Raw genomic sequence first — 13,041 nt, forward strand, 5'->3', positions numbered from 1 at the left:
GACGTGTGATGAAAAAGTTTTTCAAGAAAGTCGGCGCATTCTTGCGCAAGACCTGGGTCTGGACCTTGCTGGTGGTGCTGTTCGTCGCGCTGCTGGTGTGGTTCGTCGGGCCGCTGCTGGCGGTGGATGACTACAAGTTCTGGGAAGGTTCGACCTCCCGCTTGCTGACCATCAGTGTGCTGTTCCTGATCTGGGGCCTGACCATGGTCTTCGTCAGCTGGCGCGCCGGTGTGCGCAAAAAGGCTGTCGAAGACACCGAAGACGGCCAGGATCGTATCCGCCGTGAAGAGCAGATCGACGAAGAGCAGAAAGAGTTGAAGGTGCGTTTCAAAGACGCGCTGAAAACCCTGAAGACGTCGAGCCTGTATCGCGGTCGCAGTGAGCGCTGGCGCAGTGATTTGCCCTGGTACTTGCTGATCGGTCCACAAAGCAGCGGCAAGACCAGTCTGCTGGACTTCTCGGGCCTTGAGTTTCCGATCAACAAGATCGACCGCAAACTGACCCGCGACACCCTCGGCACCCGTCATTGCGACTGGTACTTCGCCGACCACGGCGTGCTGATCGACACCGCTGGCCGCTACCTGACCCAGCCGGATGCCGAAGTCGATGGCAGCGCCTGGAGCACCTTGCTCGACCTGCTGCGCAAGCGTCGCCGCAACCGACCGTTGAACGGCGTGCTGGTGACCATTCCGGTGGAAACCCTGCTGGGCGGCAGCGAGCAAGACCTCGACACGCTCGCGCGTCAGGTGCGTGCCCGTTTGCAAGACGTGCATCAGAAACTGCACGTCGACGTGCCGATTTATCTGGTGCTGAGCAAGGCTGACAAGCTGCTCGGTTTCGACGAGTTCTTCGATCAACTGACCCGCGAAGAAAGCGATCAGGTGCTCGGCACCAGCTTCCGCAAAGAGCAGAGCGGCACCGATGTCGCCGTGCTGCGCGCCGAGTTCGAAGAGCTGCTGCGTCGCCTGAACAGCCAAGTGATCATGCGCATGCACCAGGAGCGCGACACCCAGCGCCGTGGCCGCATCCTCGACTTCCCGCATCAACTGGGGCAGATCGGCGAGCGCCTGTGCCTGTTCGTCGACATGGCGTTCACCGGCAACCGCTACCAGCGTGTCAGCCAGTTGCGCGGTTTCTACCTGACCAGCGCACCGCACCTGACTCAAGAAATGGACCAGACCACCGCCGGCATCGGCGCCAATCTGGGGCTGAACGCTGGCGTGCTGCCGACTTTACGCAGTGGCCGTTCGCGCTTCATCCACCATTTGCTCAGCCGCGTGATTTTCCCGGAAGCCGATCTGGCGGGCCTGGACAAGCGCGAACGCAGCCGCATCCACTGGGGCCAGCGTGCCTTGTACGTAGGCGCATTGGCGGCTTTGGCGTTGTTCGGCATGCTGTGGGCCGGCGGTTTCTCCGCCAACTACGAGCGTCTGGAAAACCTGCGTAACCTGGCACAAAACTGGACGCAATCGCGCTCGGCACTGACCGCGCGTGACGACTCCATGGCCGTGCTCAAGACCCTCGACACCAGCTACGCGGCGACCCAGGTCTTCCCGAACAAGGGTGACGTGAGTTACCACGAGCGCGGCGGTCTGTACCAGGGCGAAGAGTCCAACCCGGTAGTGAAAGCAGCCTACGAGCGTGAGCTTCAGGCGCAACTGCTGCCACGGGTCGCGACCCTGCTCGAAGGGCAGATCCGCGCCAACATGCAGGACCGCGAGCGCTTGCTCAACAGCCTGCGTGCGTACCTGATGCTGAACATGAAGGATCGCCGCGATGCAGGCTGGCTCAAGGATTGGGTCGCTACCGACTGGTCCACGCGTTACGCCGGCAACACCGCGGTGCAGAACGGTTTGAACACGCACTTCGAGCGTTTGCTGCAGCAGCCGTTTATCTACCCGCTCAACGATCAACTGGTGGCCCAGGCGCGTCAGGTCTTGCGTAGCGAGTCCCTGGCCAACGTGGTTTACCGGATGCTCCGCGAGCAGGCCCGCAACCTGCCGGAATACCGTTTGAGCCAACACATGGGCCCGCAAGCGGCGCTGTTTGTCGGCACCGACTACGTGATCCCAGGGTTCTACACCCAACAGGGCTATCAGCAGTACTTCTCGATCCAGGGCTCGGCGCTGGTCACCGATATCCTGCGCGACAACTGGGTGCTGGGCGAAGGCTCGGGCATCAGCGGCATGGACTTGCGTCGCCTGATGGTCGAACTGGAGCAACTGTACTTCCGCGACTACGCCAACTTCTGGAGTGAAGCCGTCGGCCAGGTTGCGCTGCCACCGATCAGCGATTTCAGCGAGGGCGCCGAACAACTGGCGGGCCTGACCTCGGCCAACTCCCCAGTCCTGCAACTGCTGGTGGAAGTGCGCGAGAACACCCGGTTCCCGGCAGAAGCCGATCCCGTTGATCAAGCGGCAGATGCCGCTGGCGCACTGGCTGATCAGAAAGGCAAGTTGGGCAAAGTCGGCAAACTGGCAGCTGCCGCAGCGGACAAAGCCTCGGACATGGCTGCGACCAAGAACCTGCCAGACACCGCGAAGAAATCCCTGCAACGGCGCTTCGAACCACTGCACCGTCTGCTGGATGACAACAACGGCCCGGCCGCTGATTTGACCCCTGCATTGCAAGCGCTCAACGACCTGCAACTGCAAGTGGCCAGCCTGGCGCGCGCCAGTTCGCCGGAGCAGGCTGCGTTCGAAATGGCCAAGACCCGCATGGGCGGCCAGCGTGATGCGCTGAGCAACCTGCGCAATGCGTCCAACCGTTTGCCGCGTCCGGTCAGTGTCTGGTTCAACGTGCTGGCCGAAGACACCTGGCGTCTGGTGCTCAACGATTCCTACCAGTACCTGAACCAGCGCTACCAGAGCGAGCTGTACAGCTTCTACGGCAAAGCGATCAACAAGCGTTATCCGTTCAGCGCCCACAGCACCAGCGACGTGGCGATCAGCGACTTCCGCGAGTTCTTCAAGGCTCAAGGCATCAACGACCGTTTCTTCGACACCTACATGCGTCCCTTCGTCAGCGGCGATCCGGGCAACTACCGCATGCGCAGTGTCGATGGTCACAGCCTGCCGATCTCCAAGGTCTACCTCGACCAGATGGCGGCGGCGCAAACCATTCGCCAAAGCTTCTTCGCCGAAAACCCGGCCGAGCCGCAGGTGCAATTCAAACTGGAGCCGTACACCCTGGACCCGGCTGTCAGCCGTTCCGAGTTCAAGTTTGGCGACAAGACCATCGAATACCGTCACGGCCCGATCGTGCCGGTGTCGTTCAAATGGCCGACCGATGCTGAAGACGGTCGCACCAGCCTGGTCCTCGACAAAATGGCCGGCCGCCCGATCGGTATCGAAAAGAACACTGGCCCTTGGTCGCTGTTCCGTCTGTTCGACCTGATGCAGACCGAGTACCTGAATGGTCGCGACGTGCTGGTGCTCAAAGCGGACGTGGGTGGCCTGCGCGCCAACTACCTGCTGTCGAGCCAACGCACGCCGAACCCGTTCGACATGGGCGTGCTGCGGACCTTCCGTATGCCGGTGCAACTCTGATGCCGGTTGCCAGTTCCTGGCGCAGCGCTGCGCGTACCGATCCTGGCAAGGTTCGGGCGCGCAACGAAGATGCCTTTCTCGACTTGCCACAGCAGGGGCTGTGGGTGGTCGCGGACGGCATGGGCGGTCATCAGGGTGGCGACATCGCCAGCCAGTTGATCGTCGCCAGCCTGGCGGAATTGCCGGTGCAGGACGACTTCGACGAACGACTCAAGGGCATTCGCCAGTGCTTGCACTGGATCAACCGCCGCTTGGGTCAGGAGTTGACCGTCACCGCCGAGCGCCACGACAGCATCATGGGCAGCACCGTGGTGGCGCTGCTGGTGGAAGGCAGTCGCGCGGCCTGCATCTGGGCCGGCGACAGCCGCTGCTATATGTGGCGTGGCCAGCGCTTGTATCAGCTGTCCAAGGACCATTCGCTGCAACAGCAACTGATCGACGAGCAAAACATGAGCCTCGAAGACGCCCGCGCCCATCCTTCGGCCCATGCCCTGACCCGTGCGGTCGGGGCGGCCGATGTGCTGACGCTGGACGTGCTCGAACTCGAGGTTTACCCCGGCGATACATTCCTGTTGTGCAGCGACGGTTTGTACCAAGGGCTCAGCAGCGATGCCTTGGGCAACGCCCTGAGCCTGACCGCTCCGCACGTTGCGCTGGAGCGTTTGTTCGACGGCGCTCTGCGTGGCGCGGCCCGGGACAACCTGACTGCCGTGGTGATCCGCCAATGACTGAACTCATGCGACCGATCGACGACCTGCTGGTGAGCGAAGAGCAGGACAACAACCTGACCTACTTTGCGTTCGCCAAATCTCATCAGGCTGAACCTGCACTGGCGCCCACACGGGCCAGCGTCGGTGAATTGCCCGACGTGCTGGGCGGGCGTTACCGCATCGAGCGCCTGCTCGGTGCCGGTGGCATGGGCGCGGTTTACCGCGCACGGGACTTGCTGAACGAACAGTTCGGCGATCCCGACCCTTACATCGCGCTGAAAATCCTCAGCGAAGAATTTGCCGAATCGCCGGATGCCAGTGCCTTGCTCTACAGCGAGTTCGCCCTGACCCGACGCCTGCGCCACGACAACGTGCTGCGCTTCCACACCTTTGAAGTCGACACCGACTGCCAGCGCGCCTTCATCACCATGGAACTCATGCGTGGCCTGACCCTGGACAAATTACTCTGCGAGCGGCCACTGGGCCTGCCGTGGAACGAACTGCGCGACATCGCGCTGCCGCTGCTCGACGCGCTGGCCTATGCCCACGCTCGCGGCGTGCTGCACGGCGACATGAAGCCGAGCAACGTGATGCTCAGCGAGGAGGGCGTGCGCCTGTTCGACTTCGGCCTCGGCCAGGCCGAGGAGGGCATCTTGCCCGGCCTGCCGCACCTTAGCCGCAGCCGCTTTAACGCCTGGACCCCCGGCTACGCCGCGCCGGAACTGCTCGAAGGCCAGCCGCTGACCGCCAGCGCCGACGTCTACGGCGTCGCTTGCGTGCTCTACGAACTGGCGGGCGGCAAACACCCGTTCCGCCGCTTGCCTTCGACCCAGGCCCGCGACGAACGCCTCGAGCGCGAACTGCACGCACCGAAGAACCTACCGAAACACTGCTGGCCAGCGTTGCGTAACGCGCTGACCTTCAACGCGGCTGATCGCACGGTCAGCGCCGCTCAATTACGCGACGCCATGGGCGCCACCTCGTCCTGGCTGCAACGCCTGCGTCTCTCGGCGTAACGGATGACACTCGAACAGGGATCGACCAATGTTCAACCCAGCTAACGAAACGCACTTCAGCCTGACCGTTGAAGACTACGTGGGCGACCTGCAAGTGCTGTCGTTCACCGGCACCGAAGGCATCAGCCAGCCCTATCGCATCGAAGTGGAACTGGTCAGCGAAAACCCCGACCTGGACCTGGAAAAACTCCTGCACAAACAGGCGTTCCTGGCGTTCGACCCGCAAGGCTCCGGCATCCACGGCCAGATCTACCGCGTCGCCCAGGGCGATGCCGGCAAACGCCTGACCCGCTACAAAATCTCCCTGGTGCCGCAGCTGCAATACCTGCACCACCGCACCAACCAGCGCATCTACCAGCAGATGTCAGCGCCGAAAATCATCGCGCTGATCCTCGAAGAACACGGCATCAAGGGCAACGCCTACAACTTCCAGTTGAGCGTTACCTGCCCGGACCGTGATTACTGCGTGCAGTACGACGAAACCGACCTGCATTTCGTCCAGCGCCTGTGCGAAGAAGAAGGCATTCACTACCACTTCCAGCACACGCCAAAAGGGCATTTGCTGGTGTTCGGCGATGACCAGACCGTGTTCCCCAAACTCGGCCAGCCAACGGCGTATGTGCAAGGCAGCGGCATGGTCGCCGCAGAACCGGTGATCAAAGGCTTCAAACTGCGCCTGGAAACCCGCACCGGCCGCGTCACCCGCCGCGACTACGACTTCGAAAAACCGCGCCTGCAACTGGAGTCCGCCTACAAACCCGAAGGCGACAGCACCGAGCCGGACCTGGAAGACTACGACTACCCCGGCCGCTTCATCGACCGCGCGCGCGGCAAGTTCCTCAGCCAACGTGCCCTCGAACGCCACCGCGCCGACTATCAGCAAGCCGAAGGCCACGGCGACCAGACCCGATTGGTCAGCGGCCACTTCCTGGAACTCTCCGACCACCCGCGCACCGAGTGGAACGACCTCTGGCTGCTCACCGAAATCCTCCACGAAGGCAAACAGCCACAAGTCCTCGAAGAATCGGTGACCAGCGACACCACCGACAACAAAGACGACTTCCACCAGGGCTACCGCAACCGCTTCCTCGTCACGCCGTGGAGCGTGTTCTACCGCCCGGCGCTGCAACACCCCAAACCCCGCGTCCTCGGCAGCCAAACAGCCCTGGTCACCGGCCCCAAAGGCGAAGAAATCCACTGCGACCAGTACGGCCGCATCAAGGTCCAATTCCACTGGGACCGCGAAGGCCAGGCCTACGACAAAACCAGCTGCTGGATGCGCGTCTCTTCCAGTTGGGCCGGCGACCGCTACGGCGCCATCACCATCCCGCGCATCGGCATGGAAGTCCTCGTCACCTTCCTCGAAGGCGACCCCGACCAACCCCTGGTGACCGGCTGCCTGTACCACAAGGAAAACCAGGTCCCCTACGAACTGCCCGCCAACAAAACCCGCACCGTCTTCAAAACCCTCAGCTCACCGGGGGGCGGTGGCTACAACGAACTGCGAATCGAAGACAAAAAAGGCGCGGAACAGATCTACCTGCATGCCCAGCGAGACTGGGATGAAAACATCGAACACGACCAAAAAATCCGCGTCGGCAACGAACGCCACGACACCGTCGAGAAAAACACCTACACCGAACTCAAAGCCGAAGAACACCGCACCACCGTTGCCGACCGCAAGATCGAAGCGCGGATGGACGATCACCTGACGATTGGGCAGAGCCAGCATGTGAAGCTCGGGACGGCACAACTGACCAGTGCCGGGAAAGAGATTCATCTGAAGGCTGGGGACAAGATTGTTATTGAGGCGGGGATGGAGCTGACGGTTAAGGCCGGGGGGAGTTTCATCAAGCTGGATGCTGGTGGGATTACGGTGGTTGGGCCGGTGGTGAAGATAAATGCGGGTGGGTCGGCGGGCTCGGGCACGGGGATCGGGATAAAGCCGCCGGTGCTGCCGGGGGCTGCGGATCAGGATAAGGCGGGGAGTTTGATGGATGAGGCGTTGTTGAATGCGCCGCCGGAAAAACTCAAACCTACAGTCGATTACCCCTTCTCGCTATGAACGGAACAACAAGCGCCAACATGGACAAGGATTTTTCAAAATGATTATTAGCCCTCCCTTTATTCCCGCTCCAGTTGCAGGAGAAACCGATGAGGCATTTTTGGCGCGCGCCATGGTTGGCGGCGTTCCTGGCGATGGTGGATATCCGCTGAGTTTTGATCTTAATTGGCATGGTGGCATGCACCTGACTGCTCCGAAGGATGGTCAGAATGCTTTGCCTGTACGCGCTATCTCTGATGGTACGCTGGCTTATTTTCGCAATCCGACGCCTGAGAGTACCGATCCGAATCACCCACTGCGTTACCGTGATAAATGGACTGATGACGGGTGTGTTGTTATTCGGCATGAGACGGAGATAGGCGAAGGTACGAAAGCTACAGTCGTTTTTTATTCCATTTACATGCATCTTTCGAAAATCAACGTGGCCAGTCCACAAAAAGGTAAGGTGATTTATCGTAAAGACTCTATTGGCGATGCAGGAAGTATTTATGGTGAAAAGGGAAGGATTCATTTTGAGGTAATCGCTGATCAAAGTCAGATCGCGAATTTTACTGGTCGAACCGCACGAGACTTAAATTATCAGACTGCGAGCGGAAGAACTGATAGTTGTTGGGGGGATATGTATTTTTTTATACCTCCTGAAGTTAGAGCTTATCAAAGCGCACCGACTAATCGTGTTAGCTCACAGAATAGCTCTCCTGTTGTTTATCAATGTCCTGCTATGTCCGCTGGTCCGCCTCCAATTCAAGAAGGTGGCTCGCCCTCATCTTCTACATCCTCAACCCCTTTAGTGGGTGGTTATGATTGGGCTATGGCTTTAGAGCTCCAAGATGGTTTTTTTGTCCGTATGAGTTATGCCAATGGACAGTGCCGCCTGACTTCTATTACACGCTCTGGCATGGAGATAGGAGTGCAAGAGGAAGAGATTGATTACGAGTACAATCTTTATAATAAGTCTAAAAAAATCTACCCTCAGTCGCCTAGTGCTGGGTATGAGCTTTTGCGGTTCGGAAGGGTTTTAGGCAATGATCAACTACAGCCTTCCGACGCGGCTCACTGGAGGGCAATAAAATTTCCTGGCAAGACAGGAGAGACAAATAAAGTAGGCTGGGTGGATTTTAACCATATGTCAGTTACCAAGTTTAGTGATGCTGACTTTCCTCATTGGATGGGGTGGCGACTTATTGATGATGATACTGACGCCGACAGCCATTGCCAATCGCAGTTCATTCGAGGTTTATTGGATCTAGATGCAAGCAAAGTAGTATCTGATAGAACCGATGCGATAAGTATTGCCTCATCTCCTGCCTATGCAGCACTCTCTCCAGAGGACAAACTAAGCTTGTCGGAGAGATATGTGGCTGAGCGAAATTCAAATAAGGTCAAGCTGCAACATCCTGATGTTCAAAGAATGATAAATAATTTCATCTGCAAATTTCCAACTGAATGGAGTAAGAACGATTTCGATGCTCGCTACGGCTGGTTACTGAAAGTGTGTGATGGCGGTCCAATGGCACAGGATAAGTATCAGAAACTAAAAGCCCACCAGCAAGCGTTAGGTTTTTGGGAGGAAGCAGGTATACCAAGTATTGAAAACAAGCATTGGCATTTTCCTCCAAGATCTTTTGTTTCCTTATTTAGAAAATGCTCATGGCTCAGTTTAGATGAAATCGCATATACGGTACCGAAGTATCATTTTTATGATCATACGGGGAACACATGGATTGTAAATACTTCAGGTGGAGACAACTATGAGATTTCACACGCTCGGGCTAAGACTAGATTAAGTAAATACTATATAGAACTAAATAAAACGGCTTTGAGGTACGTCATTACAGGTGCTTTAAGACAATCTCACTTTCTTGCTCAGACTATGTTGGAAACAAACCGCTGGAGGGTAGTTCGCGAATACGGCACTGGGCATCCAAACCCTAACATTCCAAAGGCTCAGTATTACAGTGTCTTTTATGGTCGCGGTATCATGCAGTTGACATGGGCTGGGAACTACGAATCGTATGGGGAATACAGGACCGTACGATCTCTTCCCGAGCCAGTAAATAATCATTATGAAGATGATAGAATTACAGCGACATCTACCCATTACTGGGGAGATCCTGTTAGTCCCCAAAATGGTCAAGTTACTGGCATTCCAAAACGCTGGTCGCCCCGTTACGATCCTCAGCTTATAGAAAGCCGGCCTTATAATGCGTGTGATAGCGGAGGGTTCTACTGGGTATCAAAAGTAGTTAAAAGCGCTAGTGGTGCCATAAATATAAATCGTACATGTGATAAAGGGATGACTCCTGAAATTGTCGGTGCGGTATCCGTTGCAGTCAACGGCGGTGGTAACGGTTATCACGAAAGGCAGGCTTATGCGAAATATATATACCGTTATTTGAGTGATTCGCTGGAAACTACTGTTGCTGAGACTTTTACGACCCCGCGTCAGACTGTAAAAATGAACTATTCAATGAGTAAGACTTCATGAAAAATTTTGTGATCTTTTTGCTGTTGAGCTTTGCAAACGGTTGTTGCGCTAATGCAAATGAAAAAATTCTACTAGCGCCTGAACTTCCGAAAGTGATGTTGGGTGCTATATCAGAAAGAAATGCTACTTCCGTGAATAAGGTGAAAATTGAAAGTGGAGGTGCCTTGAAATGGGGGAGTGAATATTTAGTTTCTATTTCTATCAAGGGTGAGCAGAAGAGTTGCTCAGTTTATAAATATACCGGCAACATCTTATTTTCATTGTTTAATGGAGTTCCCTGTGAGTTCAAAGGTCCGGCAGACGTAAATGAATCAAGAAATACTTCCATGCCTGATATCTTGTATAAAATTAAATTGTACCTCCCTAATCGCGGTGCAATGACTGACGAAATGATCGCTTTATATTTTGACGAGCAAAAGGCTACATATTGCCTCAGCGATTCTTTGTCTGATTGGTATCAGAATAGCGATAAGAAATACCCGCCGGATTTAAGTGATGGCCAATGTGGCTACGGGCCTGGAGAGTAGTTACTATTTGGGGACGCACACGATGGACGTTTCTCTAGAGCATCAGAAACCTTAATAAGGAATATCATATGAAGAAGCTATTTTTGTCGTTGTCGTTGTGTCTTTTTCCTCTGACGGCATATTGCCAGGTAACCGTTGAAAATTTTTGTTTTGAGCTATCTCAAGAAAGCCAGGTAAAGTTTGAACTTAGAATTTATTACGACGCACTTTCTAAGTGGTCCGGTGCTTCGGTGAAATACTTAACATCAAAAGAACCAATATCCCTTGTTGTTAAATATACCGACTTGGAAGAATTAGATCCTCAAATGCCGGTTCGAGATAGCACAGTATGGTTGGAAATAGTAGATGGAAAAATTACAGGCGAGTATACGATGGTTACTCAAGGGAATAGCGTAGTTTCTATGGCGTACAAAAAAGGATCAAATGGCAAACAGTACTCATTTTCAAATAATACTCAAATAAAAGCTCCGATAGAGTCTGGTTGTCAGTGGTAATGCGTTAAGAGACCAAAAATAGGTGGAAAAAGGGGGCTGGAAAAAGTGGAAAAAGGAGACAGATTTATTTACGGAATAGGATCGGCCATTGTTTGATGATAAATATGTCCTTTTTTCAGCGCGTTGACGGTCTTGGTTAAATGGAAAAGGTGACAGATTTATTTATGCAGATCAGTTCGTCAAAATCTGGGCAGATGAAAAAATACTTCGATAAAGGCATTTCTATTTTTGCTTTGCTCATTAGTTACATTAGTGTTGCGAATGCCTCCGATTTTATCGTGATTAACCGAAATGTGACGGGGGACGGAAATATAGATCAGATAAGACTCGTCGATAGTAACGCCGAATTTTACGAACTCACTGTTCATTCTGGCGGCAAGGAGATTTTAAAAAATGAAAATCTCATACCGAGAACTTTAAAAAATAGTGGCGGATTGGAAGTTTTTCAAGGGCTGTCAGTGGTGGATGGGGATATCTCTATTAGATATCGTTTCTGCAGTCCCTCAAGTAGTGTTTGCTATCTTAGAAATATCATAAGTAATTTTAAAGACGGGCAGTTTGTGTTCTCGCGAGAAGAGACCATTTCAAGTGCGGATCAAATTGCGTTAGTCGGTACTTTTTATCAGAAGCCAGCCGTTCCTTTGAAGTCACTGACTTACCAGTCTCTGCTGGAAAATAATGACAACGCCACAAAATTGTTTGCCAGCACCTATGGTAGCTGTGTGGTTGAAATGGATGGCGATTCGTTGGTGAAAATCTCTGATGAACTAGAGAAGGATTCGCCAAACGAGTGGGTTCTAGAAAAAGAATGTGTTACTCCTGCATTGGTCTTTGCTTTGCAGGTGCAAAAATATTTATCGTCCAAGGCTGCTTCCAGGTATTTTGGTTTGTCTGATTCAGCGTCAATGGATAAATAATTCCGTCCCCTTTACTTCTTTACTTGACCATCGTTTCTACAAATAAAATAACTTAGGTTGTTAATTTGCATACTCCTGAAACAAGCTATATCAATCGTCGGAATAATTTTACCGCCATATATCAGGAGATTGGGCAGTGAGTAGTCTATTTAGAAAAGTTAGAGTCGTGTTCATTTTGTTTTTTATGCTCGGCAATTCGTTGGCGTGGGCTGCCCAGGATTCAGATGCGCTTTCAGAATGGAAGGTGATAAAAGAGTTTGATGTCGAGTTGATTTCAAATTTAAATCGGCAAAAACTGTTGGTTTTGGATGGAGGTGACAGTTCTGGCAGAATTTTGGCTCTTGTTGCTGAAAAGGATGGAAAGCAATCCATTATAAGCAAAGCTCCCTTTGCGCTGCCAAATATAAAAAATGATTACTCTCCAGCAAGTTTCGACGGGTTCGACGTTTCTGTGGTCCACGGTGCAGAAAAATTAGTTAGTATTACAGGTGTGCAGGGGGAGGATACACTTTATAATTATGCGCCTTCCAAGTCTGGCGATATAGTTAATTTAGCTACAAAGGAAGATGGTAATGCTGAGTCTAATTTTAATATACAGTTTCAATATGATGCATTGTTGAAAAAAGTTGTGGTGACTAAAGTTCTTTTGGTCAATAGTAATAGTGAGTGTGACAGGTCAGTAATGAGCGTTTATGCGCTACCTTTAAATAAATTGATGTCTGTACCATTTGAGCAGTTCGATGGCGCTAAAGCGTTTGAATATCTAAAAAAATTGCGTTTGGATGTTAATGCCGCACAAATTAATAGTGAAAAACTATTTTCAGTCTCCGTGATATCAAACTTTGAAAAGGCGTTAGCAGCATTTAAGGTTGGAGATAAAGAAAAGCTTAAAGAGTTAGTGGGAGCTATGTTGGCTGAAGGTGGTTCAAGTGATAGTTGTGCTCCGGATTCTTATATAGTGGAAAAATATTACTACCCACGCATGGCGGGGTGGTCGAACGATGTTGGCTTCTTATTTTCTGAGGCTGGTTATTATGCTGAAGCAATTGAGTTATTAAAAATGGTTGTTTCGGGAGCTCCAGATAGAGCGGTCGCGTATTTGAATTTAGCAGATGCCTACTGGGGAGCAAGTTTTAAAGAACTCTCTGCGGAAAATTACAAAAAATACAGTGCCTTGATGCAGCAATCTGGAAGATCTACGAAGATCCCGAAAAGGGTTGGAGAGCGGAGCTGATGTTCGAAAGTGAAATGCGAGGTATATTTTTTAGGCTGAAAA

The 13,041-nt window shown here is 53.2% G+C and carries 9 protein-coding genes; all 9 read left to right on the forward strand.

Annotated features, from left to right (window positions below; genetic code table 11):
- The first annotated feature begins 8 nt into the window (after window positions 1-8).
- Window positions 9-3,548, forward strand: coding sequence for a type VI secretion system membrane subunit TssM (tssM, locus tag HKK52_RS21295; RefSeq protein WP_169372462.1), 3,540 nt, complete (start codon window positions 9-11; stop codon window positions 3,546-3,548).
- A complete protein-coding gene (locus HKK52_RS21300; protein WP_169372463.1) occupies window positions 3,548-4,276 on the forward strand; it encodes a PP2C family protein-serine/threonine phosphatase in 729 nt (242 codons plus the stop codon). The genes tssM and HKK52_RS21300 overlap by 1 nt, the downstream gene beginning before the upstream one ends.
- The gene (locus HKK52_RS21305; RefSeq protein ID WP_169372464.1) at window positions 4,273-5,274 is read left to right on the forward strand and encodes a serine/threonine-protein kinase; all 1,002 of its coding nucleotides are present in this window, start codon (window positions 4,273-4,275) and stop codon (window positions 5,272-5,274) included. The genes HKK52_RS21300 and HKK52_RS21305 overlap by 4 nt, the downstream gene beginning before the upstream one ends.
- Before the next feature lie 28 nt (window positions 5,275-5,302).
- Window positions 5,303-7,339 (forward strand): type VI secretion system Vgr family protein, encoded by a 2,037-nt coding sequence (tssI, locus tag HKK52_RS21310; protein ID WP_169372465.1) that lies wholly within the window; start codon window positions 5,303-5,305, stop codon window positions 7,337-7,339.
- A 40-nt stretch (window positions 7,340-7,379) separates the two neighbouring features.
- The gene (locus tag HKK52_RS21315) at window positions 7,380-9,827 is read left to right on the forward strand and encodes a M23 family metallopeptidase (RefSeq protein WP_169372466.1); all 2,448 of its coding nucleotides are present in this window, start codon (window positions 7,380-7,382) and stop codon (window positions 9,825-9,827) included.
- Window positions 9,824-10,354, forward strand: coding sequence for a hypothetical protein (locus tag HKK52_RS21320; protein WP_169372467.1), 531 nt, complete (start codon window positions 9,824-9,826; stop codon window positions 10,352-10,354). Before HKK52_RS21315 ends, HKK52_RS21320 begins: the two co-directional genes overlap by 4 nt.
- A gap of 68 nt (window positions 10,355-10,422) precedes the next feature.
- On the forward strand, window positions 10,423-10,848 hold the full coding sequence (locus HKK52_RS21325; protein WP_169372468.1) for a hypothetical protein: 426 nt from the start codon (window positions 10,423-10,425) through the stop codon (window positions 10,846-10,848).
- Between the two features lie 140 nt (window positions 10,849-10,988).
- Window positions 10,989-11,765 (forward strand): hypothetical protein, encoded by a 777-nt coding sequence (locus HKK52_RS21330; RefSeq protein ID WP_169372469.1) that lies wholly within the window; start codon window positions 10,989-10,991, stop codon window positions 11,763-11,765.
- Window positions 11,766-11,901: 136 nt separating this feature from the next.
- Entirely contained in the window at window positions 11,902-12,999 is a 1,098-nt protein-coding gene (locus tag HKK52_RS21335; RefSeq protein WP_169372470.1) for a tetratricopeptide repeat protein, read from the forward strand.
- Window positions 13,000-13,041 lie beyond the last annotated feature (42 nt).

The sequence above is a fragment of the Pseudomonas sp. ADAK2 genome, assembly GCF_012935755.1.
Classification (GTDB): Bacteria; Pseudomonadota; Gammaproteobacteria; order Pseudomonadales; family Pseudomonadaceae; genus Aquipseudomonas.

What these genes read in the sequence shown, in the direction of transcription:
- tssM (WP_169372462.1), top strand. Translation starts at nt 9, where the DNA reads ATGAAAAAGTTTTTCAAGAAAGTCGGCGCATTCTTGCGCAAGACCTGG.
- HKK52_RS21300 (WP_169372463.1), top strand. Translation starts at nt 3,548, where the DNA reads ATGCCGGTTGCCAGTTCCTGGCGCAGCGCTGCGCGTACCGATCCTGGC.
- HKK52_RS21305 (WP_169372464.1), top strand. Translation starts at nt 4,273, where the DNA reads ATGACTGAACTCATGCGACCGATCGACGACCTGCTGGTGAGCGAAGAG.
- tssI (WP_169372465.1), top strand. Translation starts at nt 5,303, where the DNA reads ATGTTCAACCCAGCTAACGAAACGCACTTCAGCCTGACCGTTGAAGAC.
- HKK52_RS21315 (WP_169372466.1), top strand. Translation starts at nt 7,380, where the DNA reads ATGATTATTAGCCCTCCCTTTATTCCCGCTCCAGTTGCAGGAGAAACC.
- HKK52_RS21320 (WP_169372467.1), top strand. Translation starts at nt 9,824, where the DNA reads ATGAAAAATTTTGTGATCTTTTTGCTGTTGAGCTTTGCAAACGGTTGT.
- HKK52_RS21325 (WP_169372468.1), top strand. Translation starts at nt 10,423, where the DNA reads ATGAAGAAGCTATTTTTGTCGTTGTCGTTGTGTCTTTTTCCTCTGACG.
- HKK52_RS21330 (WP_169372469.1), top strand. Translation starts at nt 10,989, where the DNA reads ATGGAAAAGGTGACAGATTTATTTATGCAGATCAGTTCGTCAAAATCT.